This is a genomic window from Amycolatopsis sp. cg9, assembly GCF_041346945.1.
In the GTDB taxonomy this organism is placed as follows: Bacteria; Actinomycetota; Actinomycetes; order Mycobacteriales; family Pseudonocardiaceae; genus Amycolatopsis.
This window is the reverse complement of the sequence record NZ_CP166850.1, coordinates 9,371,894-9,389,278: the sequence shown is the minus strand read 5'-3', so window position 1 is coordinate 9,389,278 and position 17,385 is coordinate 9,371,894. Positions and strand designations below refer to the sequence as shown.

The window sequence follows — 17,385 nt, the reverse complement described above, 5'->3', positions numbered from 1 at the left end:
CCGATCATTCCCCAGGCGGGGTGAACCCGCCGACGACGGCCGCGGCGAGGTCCGCGAACGTGAGCGCGGTGTCGTCCTCGTGCGCGGCGCCGATGACCTGCAGCCCCACCGGCAGCGCGCCGCCGGCCGGTGCGCTCACCGCCGGCAGTCCGGGCAGCGACGCCTGCGCGATCCAGAACGCCTGGTCGGCGTAGCGGTCGCCGAGGTCGCGGAACGCCGTCGTGAAGACGGCCGGGCAGAGGAAGACGTCGACGTCCCGGAAGTACCGGTCCCAGGCCGCCGTGACCGCGAGCCGCCGCCGCTCCTGCTCGACGGCGCCGTCGAGGTCGCCGTTCGCGAAGAACAGCTCGACCTGGAAGCCGAACGCTTCGGCCTGGGCGGCCGGGTCCACGCCCTCCGGCCAGCCTTCGCGGATCCCGACGCCCGCGCGGGCGAGCGCGTCGACGGCGTCCGACAGGACCTCGCCCACTTCGGCGGTCACCGGGCAGGCCGGGGCGTCGAGGACCACGCCGGCGCGGAAGTCCGCGAGCCGGGTCCGGCGGGGCGGTTCGAGCCGCCGGGCCGCCGTCACGTCGAGGGCGAGCCGCAGATCCGCGGCCGACCGCGCGAGCGGCCCGACGGCGGCCGGGAACTCCCGGCGCGGTGCGGGTGCTCCCGGTGGCTGGAACCCTTGCAGTGAAACGGTTCCCGCGGTCGGCTTGAGCCCGTAGACGCCGCAGTACGCGGCCGGGATCCGGATCGAGCCCGCCAGGTCCGAGCCGTAGTCCAAAAAGGACAACCCGGCGGCGAGGGCGGCCGCTGCGCCGCCGCTGGAGCCGCCGGGCGTCCGGGTGCGGTCGCGCGGGTTGAGCGTCCGCCCGTAGAGCGGGTTGGCGGTCTGCCCGAAGTCGGCGAGCAGGTGGTGCGCGTTGGTCTTGCCCACGACGATCGCGCCCGCGGCCCGCAGCCGTTCGACGACCACGGCGTCCCGGTCCGCGCGGTGGCGGGCGAACGCGCGCTCGCCCCACGTCGTCGGCAGCCCGGCCACGTCGAAGGCCTCCTTGACGGTGATCGGCACGCCGTGCAGCGGCCCGGTGGCGGCGTCCCGATCGGCCGCCGCGGCCGCGGCCAGCGCGGCTTCGCGATCGGTGACGACGACGGCGTTGAGGTCGTCGGCGTCGATGCGGGCGAGCAGCCCCTCGGTGAGTTCGCGGGACGAAAGCGCGCCCCGGCGGATGCCGGCGGCCACCTCGGTGGCGGTGCGGAAGAACGTCATGCGTCCGGGATAGGGCCTGACACGGTGTCAGGGTCAATCGATGTATGAGTGTCAGATCATATGAGACTCATATGAAATGGTGTACGGTCGGGTCATGACAACAGCGCAGAGCTACCGCCGGATGGTCAACGCCGGCAACAAGATCGTGGTCGGGCTGCAGCGGCTCGGCGTCGCCTTCGGCCCGATGCAGCTGCTCACCGTGCCCGGGCGGCGCACCGGCGTCCCGCGCACGTTCCCCATCGCGGTGCTCCCGATCGACGGGCACCGCTACATCGTCCAGGCCTACCCGAAGGCGGCCTGGGTGGCGAACGTCCGCGCCGCGGCGGCGGTCACACTCACCCGGGGCCGCCGGACGGCCACCGCGCGGCTGGCCGAACTGCCGGTCGAGGAACGGCGTCCGGTGCTGCGGAAGCTGGTCGAAACGAGCCCGCCGAGCGTGGGCAAGCGGTTCGTGACGACCGGGCTCGCCGAAGCGGCGACACCGGCCGGGGTCGCCGCGGCGGCGGAACGCATCGCGGTCTTCCGCGTCGAAGCGGCCTAACCGCGTTCCAGGACGCGCAGCAGCTGCCCGGCGGCGTCACGGGCGGCCCCGCTCGGGTGGATCGTGCGCTCGCCGCCGGGCTGCGGCGCCGGTGCCCCGGCGAGCAGTTCCACCAGTGCGACGGCGAGTTCGCGCACCTTGACGTTGGACTCCTGGCTGGCCCGCCGCAGGGTGGTCCAGGCCTCCTCGGGGTCGCAGCGCCGCAGGGCGATGACGATGCCCTTGGCCTCCTCCAGCGCGGCCCGCGACTGCAGGAGGTCCAGCATCTGGTCCATCCGGTCCGGCTGGGCGGCTTCGCCGACGACGAGCGCCATCGCGGCGAGCCGTTCGTGGCGCCGCAGGACGTCCAGCGTCTCCTCGGTGGCCGGCCGGTCGAGCGCCACGGACAGCACCAAGGTGCCTTCGGCGTCCCAGGCGGCCGCGGGCAGCGCCGCGACTCCGCGCAGCCGCGGCCAGTCGGAGGCGGAGCCGGGGTGGTGCTCGAGCAGGCCGCTCAGCGTGAGCGACGGCCAGCGTTCGTCGGCGAAGACATCGGCGGTCACGACCGGCCGCCCGGTGTGGCCGGCGGTGGCGACCGGGCCGCCGGACCCGTTCAGCTGCGCGGGCACGAAGACCCCCGCCAGCCCGCGGGCCGCGGCCACCCGGGGGAGGTGGCCGCGGTGGTGCACCGACACCGACGCGCCGAGCGCTCCGGGCACGTCGGCGGCGATCCGTTCCAGGAGTTCTTCGAGCAGAGCGGTCGCCGGGACCTGCTCACCCGTCGTCGTTGGGGGACGCACGCTACCCTCCGTGAAGGGGTCGAACCTCGATCAACTCTGTTCTAGCATGTCGTCCAAATGACGACAAGAAGAGGGTCGTCGAAAGGATGACGCTATGGACGCGACCGATCCCGCCGACGCGGTACACCGGATCCACGACGTGCTCGCGGCCGCCCGCGCCGGCACCGCGGGCCAGGACCAGCTGCTGGCCGCACTGGCCGGCCTTCGCCTGCTGCGGGACGAACTGGCGGGCTGGGAACCGGAGCTGATCACGGCGGCCAGGGGAGCGGGCGCGAGCTGGGTGGCGCTGGCCCCGGCCCTGGGCGTCGCGAGCCGCCAGGCCGCGGAGCGGCGCTACCTGCGGCTGCAGCCATCGGACACGGGCGAGCGAACGGGCGAGGCCCGGGTCGGCGCGGAACGCGACCGCCGCGCGGGCGACCGGGCGGTGGCCGACTGGGCCCGCCGCAACTCCGCCGACCTGCGCCGCCTGGCGGGCCAGGTCAGCGCCCTGGACGGCCTGAGCCCAGCGGCCCAGGAAAGCGCGGACCGCATCGGCGCCGCCCTCGGCGACGACGACCCGGCAACGCTGCTCCCACCCCTGGCCGCGGCCCGGCCCCACCTGGCGGACGACCACGCCGGGCTGGCGGAACGGGTGGGGGAGATCGCGGAACACACCGACCGCTTGCGCCGCGACGCCGCCGGCCGCAGGTTGGCGCGCGAGTGAGCCGGGCGGCGGGTGGCTGAGGCGGGCTGGGTGCCGCCGCTCGCAGCCGGTTGCTCGCTTCAGCTGTCGTTCGCCGTGTTCCTGCCCGCTCCGGCCGGGCAGCCCAGCGGGGCGCGCCCGGTGGACAGGGTTTCCGTCGCGTCGCGGCCGGGGCGCGCTCGCTGGCCGGGGTTTCCGTCGTGCCGCCGCCCGGCCGCGCCCGCTCAGGCGGAGCGGGACCGCAGCGCGCCCGTAAGCCGGGATTCGCCCGGCTGCCTGCCTTGCCCGCGCGCCGCCCAAGCCTCCCGCCCCGCCCGGGCCGCGCGCCCCGACAACCCCGCCCGGTCGGGGAGCCCGTGTCTGAGACCCCTCCCGAGCGGGTACCAGCGACGCATGGACGACACACCCGACCGCACGGAAACCCGCGCCGAGCTGCTGCCCGAAGAGCAGGCCGTCGAGAGCGAGGATCCCGAAGGCCAGGCCCGCGAGGTCCTGCGCGACTCCGACCGCCGCGCCGAGCAGCCGGAACCCACCATGCGCCGCCGTCCGGAAGAAACGGCCTAGCCCACCGGCACCGGCTCCGCGGCCCTTGACTCCCCGCGCAGCGCCAGCACCGCACCCAGCCCGAGCGCGGCCACCACGGCGAAGAAGTAGAACCCCCACGGGTAGGCGACCCCCGCGGTGACCAGCGCGCCGGTCACGAACGGGCCCAGGATCGAGCCGAGCCGTCCGACCGCCGAAGTCAGCCCCAGCGCCGTGCCGCGCAGCCGGGCCGGGAACACCTGGGCGACGTACCCGTAGATCAGCACCTGCGCGGAAAACACGAACACGCCGGTCAGCAGCACGACCGTGTTCAGCAGGAACGCGTTCCCGATGCGCAGGCTCAGCGCCGCCAGCAGCACCGCGCCGGCGCCGAACCAGATGCGGGCGATCGGCCGGATGCCGAAGCGGTCGGCGATCGTGCCCGCCAGCACCAGCCCGAGCACCGCGCCGATGTTCAGCACCAGCAGCAGCGTGATCGACGTCGAGATCGGGTAGCCCGCGGTCCGCATCAGCTGCGGCAGCCACGTGTTGAGCCCGTAGACCAGCAGCAGCCCCATGAACGAGCCCGTCCACACCGCGATGCTGACCCGCCGGAAGCGCGCGCCCAGCAGGTCGCGGAGTCCGACGCGCTCGGCCGTCGCGTCCTCCCGCGATGCCAGGTAGGCCGCCGACTCCGGCAGCTTCACCCACATCAGCGGCACCACCAGCAGGCCGACGGCCCCGCCGCCGTAGAACAGCCAGTGCCAGTCGCCGGCCACCACCAGCGCGAGGATCGACGTCAGCACCGCGCCGACGTGGTAGCCGGTCATGGTGAGCGTGCTCGCACTGGCGCGCCGGCGGGCGGGCAGGTTCTCCGACATCACCGTCAGCGCCACCGGCATGCACGCGCCGAGGCCGAGGCCGGCGACGAACCGGAAGATCCCGAACGTCGCCACGTTCGGCGCCAGCGGCGTCAGCAGGGTGAACAGCGAGAACAGCAGCACCGAGCCGATGAGCATGCCGCGGCGGCCGAACCGGTCGGTGAGCGGGCCGAGGCAGGCCGCGCCGACGGCCACGCCGATCAGCGACACCGTCGCGACCAGCGTCGCGCCGGCCGCGGTGAAGCCGAGGTAGCCGCTCTTGAGCAGCGTCGGGATGGTGGCGCCGAGCGCGACCAGGTCGTAGCCCTCGAGCAGGACGGTCAGCCAGCAGAGGACCGCCGTCCACACGGGACGGACGGGAGACGTCGTCATTGCCGTTCTCCTTAGAAGGGGTAACCCGCGATGTCCGCGCGGACGGTCAGCCACTGCGTTTCGGTGAAGGCCTCGATGTTGGCCTTCGCCCCGCCGAAGCGGGAGCCGTTGCCGGAGTCGCCGACGCCGCCGAACGGGGCGGTGGGCTCGTCGCCGACGGTCTGCTCGTTGATGTGCACCTTGCCCGAGCGGACCTCCTCGGCCAGCGTCATCGCGGTGCCGACGTCGCCGAGGATGCCGACCGACAGGCCGTACTCGGAATCGTTGACGATCCGCGCGGCCTCGTCGAGGTCGTGGTAGGCGCGCACCGGCGCCACCGGGCCGAAGATCTCTTCGCGCCACGCCGGCGTCGAGTCGGAAAGTCCGAAGAGGACGGTCGGCGGGTAGTACGGTGCGTCGGGCTTGCCACCGGCCAGGACGCGGGCGCCCGCCGCGACACTCCGGTCGACGACGTCGGTGACGTGCGCGAGCTGCCGGTCGTCGATGATCGGGCCCAGCGCGACCTCGCCGGTGGCCGGGTTCCCGACCGGCAGCCGCCGCGCTTTCTCCGCCAGCGCCTCGGCGTACTCGTCCACTTGGGACTCGTGGACCAGGTGCCGTCCGGTGGTCATGCAGATCTGGCCCTGGTGCAGGAACGAGCCGAACGCACCGGCGGAGGCGGCCTTGGCGACGTCGGCGCCCGGCAGCACGACGAGCGCGTTGTTCCCGCCGAGCTCGAGGTGCACGCGCTTGAGCGAGCGCGCGGCGGCTTCGCCGACCTTCCGCCCGGCCGCGGTGGACCCGGTGAACGACACGACCGACACCTCGGGCGCGTCGACGACCGCGGCGCCGACGGCGGCGTCACCGGGCAGGAGGTGCAGCAGCCCTTCCGGGAGACCGGCCTCTTCGAAGACGCGCAGGATGCTCACCCCGCCGGACACCGCGGTCCGCAGGTCCGGCTTGAGCAGCACGGCGTTGCCGAGCGCCAGCGCGGGCGCGACCGAGCGGATCGCCAGGATCAGCGGGAAGTTGAACGGCGAGATCACCGAAACCACACCGCACGGCTGGCGTCGCGCCAGCGACCAGCGGGGCTCGCCGGTGCTCAGCACTTCGCCGAGGGGGTACGTGGGCAGGGCCGCGGCCTCGAAGCAGATCCCGGCCGCCATCTCCGTCTCGATCGCGGCTTTCGGCCGCGTCGAACCGGCTTCGCGGACGATCCAGTCCTGCACCTCGGCGGCGTGCGCCTCCCACAGCTCACCGGCGCGGCGCAGCACCGCGGCGCGCTCGGCCGGCTTGCGCCGCGCCCAGTCGCGCTGGGCCTTCGCCGCCGCGGCCGCCGCTTCGACGACGTCGTCCGGCGTCGCGATGCCCACGCCACCCAAGGTTTCCCCGGTGGCCGGTTCGACGACCCGGTGGGTCCCGCCGCTGCCGCGCACGAACTCGTTGTCCAGCAAGGTCATGATCACTCCGGTGTGGTCGGTTCGGTGTCGACCTGGATCAGCCGCGGGCCGTCCGGGGTCGACTTGAGCTGGTCGTGCAGGTCGCCGAGGTCGGTGGCGGTGGTGGCGGGGACGCCGTAGCCGGCGGCGATGGCGGTGAAGTCCAGGCCCGGGATCTCCGTGCCCGGCACGTCCGGTGTGCCGAGCAGCTCGCCGAACCACCGGAGGGCGCCGTAGACGCCGTTGCGCAGGATCACGAACGTGACCGGGACGCGGTAGTGCGCCGCGCTCCACAACGCCGTGATGCCGTAGTTCGCCGAGCCGTCGCCGATGACGCCGACGACCGGCCGGTCCGGGCTGCCCATGGCGACGCCGACCGCGGCGGGCAGGCCGAACCCGAGCCCGCCGGCGGCCGGGAAGAAGTACGAACCCTCGCGGCGCAGGTCCATCTGCCGCCACCACGCCGAGTTCGTCGACGTCGATTCGACGACGTACCGGGTGTCGCCGGTCTGGGTCTCGCGCAGCGCGGCGAACACCTGCTCCGGGTGCAGCGCCGCCGAGCCGGTCCTGGGCTCCGGGTTCGCGGCGAACTCGCCGGCCGAGGACCGCGCGGGCAGCTTCGCGAGCAGTGCCTCGATCACCGGCGCCGGGTCGGCCACGAGCGCCTCGCCCATCGGGGCGCGGGTCGCGGCGCCGAAGTCGTCGGTCACCTGGATCAGCCGTGTGCCCTCCGGCAGGTACGCGCCGGGCACGTGCTGGTGGTAGCGGAACACCGGCGCGCCGAGCACCAGCACGAGGTCGTGCCCGGTGAACGCGGCCGAGATCGGCGCGATGCCGGCGGGCAGCACGCCGCGGAACAGCGGGTGCCGGTTGGGGAAGGGCAGCCGGTGCGGCGACGGCGCCACCCAGGTGGGCAGGCCGAGGTGCTCGGCCAGGGCGACGGCGCGGTCGAACAGGCCGGTGGCGTCGACGTCGCCGCCGAGCACCAGCGCGGGGTTCTTCGCCCCGGCCAGTGCCGCGGCCAGCTCGTCGAGCTGGTCCCCGCTCGGTGACAGTCCTCTTCGGACGGTCCGGTCCAGCGTCACGGCGGCGTTCGCGGGCAGTTCGGCGGCCCAGTCGTCGTAGGGGACCGACAGGTAGGTCGGGCGCCGGTGCAGCTCGGCCTCGAACACCGCCTGCGCGAGCGACCGCGGGACGTCTTCCGCGCAGCTCGGCTCGCCGGACCAGCCGACCAGCGGCCGCATCAGCTGCGTGGCGTCGACGTTGGCGAGCATCGCCTCCAGCCCGATGGCCGAGCGGACCTGCTGCCCGGCGGTCAGCACCAGCGGCGAGCGCGAGTAGACGGCGTTGGTCAGCGCGCCCATCGCGTTGCCCGACCCGGCGGCGGCGTGCAGGTTGACCAGCACCGGGCGGCCGGTCGCCTGGGCGTAGCCGTCGGCCATCCCGACGACGGCGCCTTCGTGCAGGCCGAGGACGTACTGGAAGTGCTCCGGCAACTCGGCCAGGAACGGCAGCTCGTTGGAGCCGGGGTTGCCGAAGATCGTGGTCAGGCCACGGCGGTCCAGGAACTCGTGGGCGAGCCGGCGGGCGGTGGGCATGCGCGGGTCCTCTCGGGCGGGTTGACCAGACCCTAGGGAGGTCACCGGGCTGTGCTCCAATAAATGTTGCCGTGGTCGTTCATAGATGGGATCGATGATGCGGGACTTCGACCTGAACCTGGTCCGGACGTTCGTGCTGCTCTACGAGACCCGCAGCGTGACCGCCACCGCCGAGTCCCTGCACGTCACGCAGCCAACGATCAGCTACAGCCTGCAGAAGCTGCGGCGCCGGTTCTCCGACGAGCTGTTCCGCCGCGGCGGCAGCGGCCTGGTGCCCACGACGACCGCCCGCGCGCTCTACGAGCCGCTGCACAGCGCGCTGTCCGGGATCGAAACGGCGGTCAGCGGCGCCTGGTCGTTCGACCCGGCTTCGGCGCGGGCCGCGTTCACGCTCTGCCTGTCGGACCTGGGGGAGATCTCGCTGCTGCCGCGGCTGATGGCGGCGCTGCCGTCGCGCGCGCCCGGCGTGACGCTGACCGTCCGCCCCCTCGACGTCGACCGCGCCGCGGACCAGCTCGGCCGCGGCGAGATCGACGCGTTCATCGCGTCCCCGCTGATCAGCTCCCAGCGCGTGGCGCGGATCCCGCTGTTCTCCGAGGGCTACCTGGGGATGGTCGCGTTCGACCACCCGCGGCTCGAGTCCCGGGTCGACTTCGAATCGCTCGCCGCCGAACGGCACGTGACGGTGTTCGGCCCGACCGGCCACGACGGCCCGCGCCGGGCGCTGGAGGCGCACGGCCTGCTCGACCGCGTGGTCCTGGAGGTGACCCGCTTCGCGGCCCTGCCGTACCTGGTCCAGGACGGCGAGCTGGTGGCGATGGTCCCGCGCCTGGTGGCGGAGATGTTCGCGGCCGAGCACCGGGTCCGCCTGTTCGACCTGCCGATGGACGTCGAGCCGGCGCAGGTTTCGGTGTACACGCGGCACACGCACGCGCGCAGCCCGGCCCAGCACTGGCTTGTGACATTCATGCGCGAAGTGCTCAGCTGATTTAACACGCATTTTTCCTGGCGCCCATTTCCCGCCGAAAGATCTGGGCCGAACGTGTAGTGCTTGGTGCGGAACCGATCCAGCGCTGCCTAGTGTCGATCACGGTCCTGGAACCGAACTAGGGAGGAATCCGGTGAAGCTCGTCCGGCTGGTCAAGAAAGCGCTTCCCAAGAAGAGCCTGAAGTCGTACGCCTGGTACGGCTGGATCTGATCGCCCGGCCGGTCCCGGTCACCGGGACCGGCCCCTTCCCGAGGAGTCCCGGAACGTGGTCATCGCCCGCGCGTCCCGCACGGTCGTCTTCGCCCCCCGGCTCGAACAACTGCTCGCCGCGCACACCGGCGACGGCGTTTTCCGGCTCGAACCGGACACCATCGGGATCGCGGACCCGGAAGCGATGGACGGGGTGCTCCGGGCCCGTCCGGCCAACGCCGAGGAACGGCCCACCTTCAAGCCGGTGCTGGGCCGCCGCGTCACCCGCACCGAGTCCGCCGCGCTGATGCAGGCGCTGGGCGCCGACGTCCGGGCGGCGCTGAAGCGCCCCGACGACCGGCCCGATCTCACCGGCACCTGGCCGGACGTCCCGCACGACTACCTGCGCCGGTTCGTCTTCGGTCCCGAACTGCGCCGCTTCCGCGTGCTGGTCGACCGCCGCCTGGAGCTGACGCCGAAGCTGACGTGGTCGGCCGTCACCGCGGGCGCGGCGCTGGTCCGCCCGCCGGCGCCCGGCACTCCGCTGTCCACGCTCGCACGCCAGGTCGTGGCCGCCGAGAACCTGGCCGAGCGGCGGTTCCGGATGTACCTCTACCGCCGCGTCGCCGGGCCGATCTGCTTCACGGTGGCGGCCCTGGTGACCAGCGCCGTGTGGCTCGGCGCGCCGTTCGACGACGACGTCCCGAACGAGCACGTCATCCACGAGGCCCTGCGGCTGCTCCCGCCGTCGTGGAACATCCTGCGCGTCCGCTCTCCGGAGTTCACCGCCGTCGACCCGCGGATCGGCGCCGGGGACGACGTCCTGCTGCTGCCGCTGCTGAGCCATCGCTCGCCGAAGCTGTGGGAGGCCCCGGCCGAGTTCCGGCCCCGGCGCTGGGCCGGGCTCGACCCGGACACCCACCCCGGCTACCTGCCGTTCGGGCACGCGAACGAACGCTGCTGGGGCCGGCACCTGGTGCTGCCGCTGGCGAGCAGGCTGCTCGACGTCGTCCGCGCCGAAGGCCTGGTCCCGGATCCGCGCCGGACCCGGGCCCGCGTCGAGCTCGACGGCCTGCTGGAGCCGTCCGGCGTGCGGGTCGTCAGGGCCCCGAGCAGCGGGCGCCGTCGAGGGTGAACGCGGTGGGCGCCGGGTTGCCGTGGTCGAAGGCGCCGTTGAAGCCGAAGCTGACGGTCGCCCCCGGAGCGAGGGTGGCGTTGTAGGACGCGGCGGTGATGGTGACCCGGCCGCCGTCCTGGCCGAAGTCGCCGTCCCAGCTGTGGGTGACGCGCTGGCCCGCGGTGAAGGTCCAGGTGAGCGTCCACGGCGAGAGCGTCCGACCGCTCTTGTTGGTGACGGCGGCGCCCGCGGTGAAGCCGTCGTTCCACTGGTCGGTCACGGAGTAGCGCACGACGCACGTCGTGGGTTCGACCGGTGGCGGCGGGGGCGCGGCCGAGGTCGACGCCGGTGCCGAGGTCGCGGTCTGGCGCAGGACGGTGGGGATCGGCGTCGGGGTGGGCGTGGGCTTCGGCGCCGTCGAGCGCGGGGTCGTCGTCGCGGGCGCGAGCGAGTCCTGGGCCGTCGCCGCCTGCCGCCCCGGCGAGCTTTCGGACGTCACCGCGATGAGCACGAGGCTGCCGAGCACCACGACGGCGCCGCCGAGCGCGGAAACCCACCGGATCCGCCGCCCGGCCCGTTGCTGGTGCGCCGCGGCCTCGCGGGCCCGCTGCTCGAGTCGCTCGCGGTAGCCGTCACCGGTGTCTTCCGCGCGGACGGGCGCGGCTCCGGGTGCCTCGCCCAGCGATCGCGGGGTCGCCCCGGTCTCCCGGAGCAGCTCGGCGACCGAGATCTCCTCGTCCCGCCGACGGCCGGCGCGCGCCATACCCGGAACCTCCCGTTCTGCGGCCCGACCGGCGAATCCTAGGAAGCCGCGGCGGCCTTGTAAACCGGGTGCACGCCGCGTGCACGAGATGGTGATGCCGGGGGAGTTCCCTGGGGTCGTGGCCGGATCAGCCGGCCGGGATCCCAGGAGGTTTCCGATGTCCGATAAGAAGATCATCGCCGTCGTCGGCGCGACCGGGCAGCAGGGTGGCGGGCTGGCCCGCGCCATCCTCGACGACCCGGAGCAGCGGTTCGCGCTGCGCGCGCTCACCCGCAACCCGGACTCCGACGCCGCCCGTGCGCTCGCCGCGCGCGGAGCCGAAGTCGTCGCCGCCGACCTCGACGACGAAGCGAGCCTGACCAAGGCGTTCGAGGGCGCGTACGGCGCTTACCTCGTCACCGCGTTCTGGGAGTACAACTCCGTGGCGCGCGAACAGCAGCAGGCCCGCGCGATGGCCGGCGCCGCCAAGGCGGCCGGGCTGCGCCACGTGATCTGGTCGACGCTGCCCGACACGCGCCTCCACCTGCGCGACGACGACCGCACGCCGACGCTGCACGAGCGGTACAAGGTCCCGCACTTCGACAGCAAGGCCGAGGCCGAGGCGTTCTTCGTCGAAGCGGGCGTGCCCACGACGTTCCTCTCGACGACGTTCTACTTCGAGGCCTTCGTGGACTTCTTCCGCCCGGTCCGCGACGCCGACGGCGTCCTCGCGCTGCACCTGCCGATGGCCGCCGGCCGGCTGCCGGGCATCGCGGCCGAGGACATCGGGCGGACCGCGTTCGGCGTCTTCGCCCGCGGTCCGGAGCTGGCGGGGGAGACGATCAGCATCTCCGGCGAGAACCTGACCGGCGAGGAGTACGCGGCGGCGTTCGCGAAGCAGCTCGGCACCGACGTCGCCTACCGGCCGATGGGGGTGGACGACCTGCGCACTTCGGGCGCGCCCGGCGCCGACGACCTCGCGAACATGTTCTTCTACTACGCCGAGCACGAAAACGTGTTCGCCGGCGCGCGCGACCCCGAGGCGGTGCGGCGGCTGAACCCGCGGCTGCAGGACTTCGCCGGCTGGCTCGCCGCCCACGCGGACGCCTTCAAGGGGCTGTGATGGAGTTCGGGATCTTCGGGGTCGGGGACATCGCCCCCGACCCCGCGACCGGCCGGGCGCCCACCGAGCACGAGCGGATCAAGCGGATGGTCGAGCTGGCCGTCCGCGCCGAGGAGGCCGGCCTCGACGTCTACGCGACGGGGGAGCACCACAACCCGCCGTTCGTGCCGTCGTCGCCGACCACGCTGCTCGGCTTCGTCGCGGCGCGCACCAGCCGGATCACGCTGTCGACGTCGACGACGCTGATCACCACGAACGACCCGGTCAAGATCGCCGAGGACTACGCGATGCTGCAGCACCTCGCCGACGGCCGCCTCGACCTGATGCTCGGCCGCGGCAACACCGGCCCGGTGTACCCGTGGTTCGGCAAGGACATCCGCGACGGCATCGCACTGGCCGTGGAGAACTACGCGCTGCTTCGGCGGCTGTGGCGGGAGGAGGTGGTGGACTGGTCCGGGCGGTTCCGGACGCCGTTGCAGGGCTTCACGTCGACGCCCCGGCCGCTCGGCGGACGGCCGCCGTTCGTGTGGCACGGGTCGATCCGCAGCCCCCAGATCGCCGAGCAGGCGGCGTTCTACGGCGACGGTTTCTTCCACAACAACATCTTCTGGCCGGTCGACCACACGAAGCGGATGGTCGCCTTCTACCGGGAGCGCTTCGAGCACCACGGCCACGGCCCGGCCGACCAGGCGATCGTCGGCCTCGGCGGCCAGGTGTTCATGCGCCGCCGCTCCCAGGACGCGATCGCGGAGTTCCGCCCGTACTTCGACAACTCGCCGATCTACGGCCACGGCCCGTCGCTCGAGGAGACGATGGCCCAGACACCGCTGGCCGTGGGCAGCCCGCAGCAGGTCATCGACCGGACCATGCGGTTCCGCGAGGACTTCGGCGACTACCGGCGGCAGCTGTTCAACATCGACGGCATGGGCCTGCCCCACGCGGCGGCGCTGGACCAGATCGACCTGCTGGGCGCGGAAGTCGTCCCGGCCCTGCGGTCTTCGTCGCGCGCGGCCTGACGGGAATACCGGTCCGTCGCCGCGGGTTCACCCGGCGTGATGCGGTACGAGCTGCTGGGCCCGGTCCGAGCGTGGCGCGACGACGCCGAGGTCGAGCTGGGTCCACCCCAGCAGCGAGCGGCACTGGCGGTGCTGCTCCTGCAGGGCGGCACCCCACTGTCGCCGTCCCAGCTGGTCTCGGCCCTCTGGAGCGGCGCCGAGCCCCGCGCCGCGATCGGCATGGTCCGCTCGTACGTGTCCCGCCTGCGCCACGCGGGCGTGCCGATCGAGTCGTCGGCAGGCGGCTACGCGCTGCGCGCCCCGGCCCTGGACCTGACCGAGTTCGAGCGCCTGCTCGCCGCGGCCCGCTCCGGCGCACCGGCGGCGGTGTTGCGCGAGGCCCTGGCGTTGTGGCGCGGAACCCCGCTGTCCGGCCTGAACGGCGACTACGCGGAGGCGGAGCGCGTACGGCTGGCGGAGCTGCGCCTGACGGCCCGCGAAGACCTGGCAGCCGCCGACATCGCCGAGGGCAGGCACGCGGAGGCGGCGGCGGACCTGGCCGACCTGATCGCCGAACAGCCGTTGCGCGAGCGTCCCCGCGAGCTGCAGATGCTGGCGCTGTACCGATCGGGCCGCCAGGCGGAGGCGCTGGCGGTGTTCACCCGCACGCAGCAGCTCCTCGAGTCCGAACTGGGCCTGTACCCGGGCCCGCAGCTGAAGGAGATGCAGCGACGGATCCTGGCGGCGGACCCGTCGCTGGCCGCCGTCCAGCTGCCCGGCCCCTCCCAGCTGCCCCCGCCCCTCCCGGAGTTCACCGGCCGAGCCCAGGAGCTGGCGACGCTGGTCGAGGCGCTGAAGCAGGCGGAATCCTCGGTCCCGGTACGCGGCATCGAAGGCCTCGCGGCGATCGGAAAAACAACGCTGGCGGTCCACGCGGCCCACGAGGTCTCCCAGGCCTTCCCGGACGGCCGCCTGTTCGTGGACCTGGCAGCGTCCCCGGACCCGTTGGCGGAGCTGCTGCGCGGAATCGGAGTTTTCTCGCTGCCCCCTTCACCCAGCGAGCAGGCCGCGTTGTGGCGAGCCCGCACCACGGGTTCGAGGGTGCTGGTGGTCCTGGACGACGCCCGCAGCGAGGAGGAGATCCGCCCCCTCCTTCCAGGCCCAGGAGGCCCAGCGGTGATCATCACAGCCCGCCGCCGTTTGTACGGGCTGGCCCACGCCCACTGGACCAAACTGGGCGGCCTGAGCCCCGCGGACTCGCTGACCTTGCTGGAACGCCTGATCGGCCCCGACCGCGTGGCCCAGGACCCGCCGTCGTCGCGCACGCTGGCCGCCCGGACCGCGGGCTTCCCCCAGGTGATCCAGGCGCTAGGAGCAAGACTGGCGGCCCGCCCGGCCTGGACGATGCCGGAGGCCCTGACCCGTCTGGGCCGCCCGGCCCCCGGAGCCCCGGTGACACCCCCGGAGTGCGGAGCGATCGAGAAGCCGTACGAGTCGGCGCTGGCCCAGCTGACCCCGGCCCAATCGAGCGCGTTCACCCTGCTGGCCTCCCCAACCCCGATCTCGGTCGCCACGGCCGCGTCGGCTCTGAACGTACCTTTGACCGACGCGGCGGTGCTGCTGGAGTCACTGGTGGACGCCCACCTGCTGGAGCCGTTCGGGACCGACCGGTACCGCTACGAGGAGCCGCTGCTGATGTTCGCCCTGGGCCGGCGGGCTGAATCGATGCAGGTCGGGTGAAACTTGGTGATCTTGCCAGAGGGGGTGCGGGGGTGGATGTGCACCCCCCTGAACGAGGGGGTGGGGTGGCCGTATACTCTTTCTTCAGCAGGTCCGAGTGGCGGAATGGCAGACGCGCTAGCTTGAGGTGCTAGTGCCCTTAACGGGCGTGGGGGTTCAAGTCCCCCCTCGGACACAAATACGTGGGAGATCTCCCAAACCACAGAGTAACAGGCCCGCTACGGCGGGTCTTTCTGGCGTTCAGCTCCCGACAGCCTCCGCTAGGCTGATCTTGAACGCGTCCTCCCCGCGCGCAGCTCGCCGGGGAGGTGTCGCATGACCCGCATCCCTTCCTTGGGTCTGCACGGCCGGACCACCAAGCCAGAGGCGGAGCGTGTGGCTTCCTTGCCGGTCCCGATGGACTTGCCGCCGTTGCGTGATCTCGGTGCGGCGGATGGGCCGCGGCTATCCATCGCGCTGATGGACGGGGGAGGGCGGTTACAAGACCGCGGCGCCGTCGCCGCGCTCGGGTGGAGCCCGGGGGATCGCCTGCTGATCACTCTCGTCCGGACTTCTGTGGTGATCCGCCGGCGTCCGGACGGGGTGTTCGTGATGCCCCGCAAGCCCTACGTGGCGCTCCCGGCTCCGGTACGCCGCGGCTGCGGAGCCCTGGCGGGCAGCCGCCTGTTGCTGGTCGCTGATCCCGTGCACGACGTGCTCATCGTTCACCCAGAAGCTGCCTTGCAGGCGATGCTGCGCACCTTCCACACCTCCCTCGCCGTCCCCGAGGAGGCATCATGACCGCCACCACCCAAGACCTCGAAGCCGCGCGGCTGCTGCTGTCGCGCCTCGGCGTCGATCCCGCCGACCTCATCGGTGACGCACCCGCCGGCAACACCGACGGCGAGCGCCCGCCGATGCCGACGCTGAGCGAATGGATCCCCGTCGTCTCGGACCTCGTGTCGCCGAGCACGGCCAGCTCCTACGGGTCGTACTGGAAGAAGGCCGAAGCCCGGTGGGGCGAGCGGCCCATGGACACGATCACGGCCACCGAGATCAAGGCGATGGCCGAGCACGTCCGCAACACCGCTCGCGTCCGCCGCAACTCCCGCGGCGGACGCAACGCCGCGGAGAACTTCGTCGCCGCCATGCGTTGCCTCTACAAGCACCTGGTCAACGACGGACGCCTCGACAAGCGCGCCAACCCCGCCATGCGGGTCACCAAGCCTCGGCGCAACGCCTCCACCCGTCGGGCTCTCGCCTCCGACCGGGTCAACGAGCTCAACGACGTCGTTTCCAGCACCGGTGATGACCCGGAGCTGGACGCTTTGGTCTGCCGGCTGCACGAGGAGAGCGCCTGCCGACGTGGTGGTGCGCTGGCCTTGCGTCGCCGTGACCTGGATCGGACGCAGTGCACGATCCTGCTGCGGGAGAAGGGCGAGACCGAACGCTGGCAACCGGTCTCGCCGACGCTGATGCGTCACCTCATCGCCCACTTCGACGAACGCGGCGACGGGAACCCGGAGAGCCAGTTGCTGCGCTACGCCAACGGCAATCCGATCACCAAGCGCCGCTATGACTACATCTTCGGTCGTGTTCAGAAGGCGTTGGATTGGGCAAGGTCACTGCAGGTCAGCGCCCACTGGCTGCGTCACACCACGCTGACCTGGGTCGAGCGCAACTTCGGCATCGGTGTCGCCCGCGCCTACGCCGGGCACGCCGAGTCGGGCAGCGACCTGACAACCACCACCTACGTCAAGGCCGACATCACCGAGGTCGCCGAAGCCCTGGCCGCGCTCACCGGGGAACCGCACCCCCTCGCGCCGGTCCGGACGCCGAGGACGACGGAATGATCCACGGCGGGCGCGGTCGTGCAGACCGCGCCCGCCTCAGTCGCTGTGAGCGGTCCCTTCCGGGATGACGACGAGGTTGTCGTGGAAGGCGGTGACCATGGTGTACAACACGTGCTGCGGATAGACGACCAGCAGGTCGTGCTCCAGCACAGCAGCGAGCAGCACCTGATCTTCAGCCCGGATGCGGCACCGCGCCCGCAGCCGAGCCGGCAAGGTCAAACTCATCTTCGACGGAACTAATGCAGCCGACGGCTTCTCGCTCGGCGCTACCACGAGCAGACCCGAGGACACCGAGAGCCGTAGCGGCAGGCCCGGAGCCCAATTCAGCCGCTCCAACGGGACCCGCGCCGCCACCACGCCGTTCATGCCGACCCGGACCAGGCTGAACGCGACCGAGCCACGGTCCACCACCGGGCCCAGATCGGCAACCGGCAGGGGAATCACAGGTTCGGAGCTGTGCCTCCGCTCCGGTAGGAGCAGCGACGCGACGATCTTGTTGCCCGCTCCCTCCGATGTCGAGCACCGAACCGCGTTGGCCGTGCCGGCGGCGATAGGCATTGGGCCTTCGCCAGGTCGACGTTCCCGATGGTGTGACATGACTGCTTCCAGA

18 protein-coding genes and 1 tRNA gene are annotated in these 17,385 nt (G+C 72.7%); 12 read left to right on the top strand and 7 right to left on the bottom strand.

Annotated features, from left to right (window positions below):
• Nucleotides 1-4: 4 nt before the first annotated feature.
• Nucleotides 5-1,255: an amidase family protein gene (locus AB5J73_RS43040; RefSeq protein WP_370965055.1), complete on the bottom strand. Its 1,251-nt coding sequence runs from the start codon at nucleotides 1,253-1,255 to the stop codon at nucleotides 5-7.
• 94 nt (nucleotides 1,256-1,349) lie between these two features.
• On the opposite strand from AB5J73_RS43040, the gene AB5J73_RS43035 reads away from it, so the two are divergent.
• Nucleotides 1,350-1,796, top strand: coding sequence for a nitroreductase family deazaflavin-dependent oxidoreductase (locus tag AB5J73_RS43035; RefSeq protein WP_370965053.1), 447 nt, complete (start codon nucleotides 1,350-1,352; stop codon nucleotides 1,794-1,796).
• Here AB5J73_RS43035 and AB5J73_RS43030 read toward each other — a convergent pair.
• A complete protein-coding gene (locus tag AB5J73_RS43030) occupies nucleotides 1,793-2,575 on the bottom strand; it encodes an ANTAR domain-containing protein (RefSeq protein WP_370965051.1) in 783 nt (260 codons plus the stop codon). The two genes, AB5J73_RS43035 and AB5J73_RS43030, sit on opposite strands and share 4 nt — an antisense overlap.
• A 94-nt stretch (nucleotides 2,576-2,669) precedes the next feature.
• On the opposite strand from AB5J73_RS43030, the gene AB5J73_RS43025 reads away from it, so the two are divergent.
• Nucleotides 2,670-3,278 (top strand): HSP18 transcriptional regulator, encoded by a 609-nt coding sequence (locus tag AB5J73_RS43025; protein ID WP_370965049.1) that lies wholly within the window; start codon nucleotides 2,670-2,672, stop codon nucleotides 3,276-3,278.
• A gap of 372 nt (nucleotides 3,279-3,650) precedes the next feature.
• Nucleotides 3,651-3,821, top strand: coding sequence for a hypothetical protein (locus tag AB5J73_RS43020; RefSeq protein ID WP_370965047.1), 171 nt, complete (start codon nucleotides 3,651-3,653; stop codon nucleotides 3,819-3,821).
• On the opposite strand, the gene AB5J73_RS43015 is transcribed toward AB5J73_RS43020, so the two are convergent.
• From AB5J73_RS43015 to mdlC, 3 genes are read right to left on the bottom strand one after another with little or no spacing between them, the layout of a single operon-like run.
• Nucleotides 3,818-5,032: an MFS transporter gene (locus AB5J73_RS43015; RefSeq protein WP_370965045.1), complete on the bottom strand. Its 1,215-nt coding sequence runs from the start codon at nucleotides 5,030-5,032 to the stop codon at nucleotides 3,818-3,820. The two genes, AB5J73_RS43020 and AB5J73_RS43015, sit on opposite strands and share 4 nt — an antisense overlap.
• An 11-nt stretch (nucleotides 5,033-5,043) precedes the next feature.
• Nucleotides 5,044-6,471, bottom strand: coding sequence for a benzaldehyde dehydrogenase (locus tag AB5J73_RS43010; protein WP_370965043.1), 1,428 nt, complete (start codon nucleotides 6,469-6,471; stop codon nucleotides 5,044-5,046).
• 2 nt (nucleotides 6,472-6,473) lie between these two features.
• Nucleotides 6,474-8,048, bottom strand: a complete 1,575-nt coding sequence (gene mdlC / locus AB5J73_RS43005) for a benzoylformate decarboxylase (RefSeq protein ID WP_370965041.1) — start codon at nucleotides 8,046-8,048, stop codon at nucleotides 6,474-6,476.
• Nucleotides 8,049-8,142: 94 nt separating this feature from the next.
• On the opposite strand from mdlC, the gene AB5J73_RS43000 reads away from it, so the two are divergent.
• The 3 genes from AB5J73_RS43000 (at nucleotide 8,143) to AB5J73_RS42990 (ending at nucleotide 10,361) form a co-directional block, all read left to right on the top strand.
• Nucleotides 8,143-9,036 (top strand): LysR family transcriptional regulator, encoded by an 894-nt coding sequence (locus AB5J73_RS43000; RefSeq protein ID WP_370965039.1) that lies wholly within the window; start codon nucleotides 8,143-8,145, stop codon nucleotides 9,034-9,036.
• A 133-nt stretch (nucleotides 9,037-9,169) separates the two neighbouring features.
• Nucleotides 9,170-9,247 (top strand): tryptorubin family RiPP precursor, encoded by a 78-nt coding sequence (locus AB5J73_RS42995; protein ID WP_360772027.1) that lies wholly within the window; start codon nucleotides 9,170-9,172, stop codon nucleotides 9,245-9,247.
• Between the two features lie 55 nt (nucleotides 9,248-9,302).
• Nucleotides 9,303-10,361 (top strand): cytochrome P450, encoded by a 1,059-nt coding sequence (locus AB5J73_RS42990; RefSeq protein ID WP_370965037.1) that lies wholly within the window; start codon nucleotides 9,303-9,305, stop codon nucleotides 10,359-10,361.
• On the opposite strand, the gene AB5J73_RS42985 is transcribed toward AB5J73_RS42990, so the two are convergent.
• Nucleotides 10,327-11,106: a cellulose-binding domain-containing protein gene (locus AB5J73_RS42985; RefSeq protein WP_370965035.1), complete on the bottom strand. Its 780-nt coding sequence runs from the start codon at nucleotides 11,104-11,106 to the stop codon at nucleotides 10,327-10,329. The genes AB5J73_RS42990 and AB5J73_RS42985 overlap by 35 nt on opposite strands.
• Nucleotides 11,107-11,263: 157 nt before the next feature.
• Between AB5J73_RS42985 and AB5J73_RS42980 the strand changes: the two genes are divergently transcribed.
• From AB5J73_RS42980 to AB5J73_RS42955, 6 genes are all read left to right on the top strand, one after another.
• Entirely contained in the window at nucleotides 11,264-12,208 is a 945-nt protein-coding gene (locus AB5J73_RS42980) for an NmrA/HSCARG family protein (RefSeq protein ID WP_370965033.1), read from the top strand.
• On the top strand, nucleotides 12,208-13,224 hold the full coding sequence (locus tag AB5J73_RS42975; RefSeq protein WP_370965031.1) for a CE1758 family FMN-dependent luciferase-like monooxygenase: 1,017 nt from the start codon (nucleotides 12,208-12,210) through the stop codon (nucleotides 13,222-13,224). The genes AB5J73_RS42980 and AB5J73_RS42975 overlap by 1 nt, the downstream gene beginning before the upstream one ends.
• A 39-nt stretch (nucleotides 13,225-13,263) precedes the next feature.
• Entirely contained in the window at nucleotides 13,264-14,943 is a 1,680-nt protein-coding gene (locus AB5J73_RS42970; protein WP_370965029.1) for a BTAD domain-containing putative transcriptional regulator, read from the top strand.
• A gap of 91 nt (nucleotides 14,944-15,034) precedes the next feature.
• Nucleotides 15,035-15,118 (top strand) — tRNA-Leu (locus AB5J73_RS42965).
• Nucleotides 15,119-15,258: 140 nt separating this feature from the next.
• Nucleotides 15,259-15,723: a hypothetical protein gene (locus tag AB5J73_RS42960; protein WP_370965027.1), complete on the top strand. Its 465-nt coding sequence runs from the start codon at nucleotides 15,259-15,261 to the stop codon at nucleotides 15,721-15,723.
• Nucleotides 15,720-16,775: a tyrosine-type recombinase/integrase gene (locus AB5J73_RS42955; protein ID WP_370965025.1), complete on the top strand. Its 1,056-nt coding sequence runs from the start codon at nucleotides 15,720-15,722 to the stop codon at nucleotides 16,773-16,775. The genes AB5J73_RS42960 and AB5J73_RS42955 overlap by 4 nt, the downstream gene beginning before the upstream one ends.
• 36 nt (nucleotides 16,776-16,811) lie before the next feature.
• Here AB5J73_RS42955 and AB5J73_RS42950 read toward each other — a convergent pair whose 3' ends face one another.
• Nucleotides 16,812-17,333: a hypothetical protein gene (locus AB5J73_RS42950; protein WP_370965023.1), complete on the bottom strand. Its 522-nt coding sequence runs from the start codon at nucleotides 17,331-17,333 to the stop codon at nucleotides 16,812-16,814.
• Nucleotides 17,334-17,385: the final 52 nt, after the last annotated feature.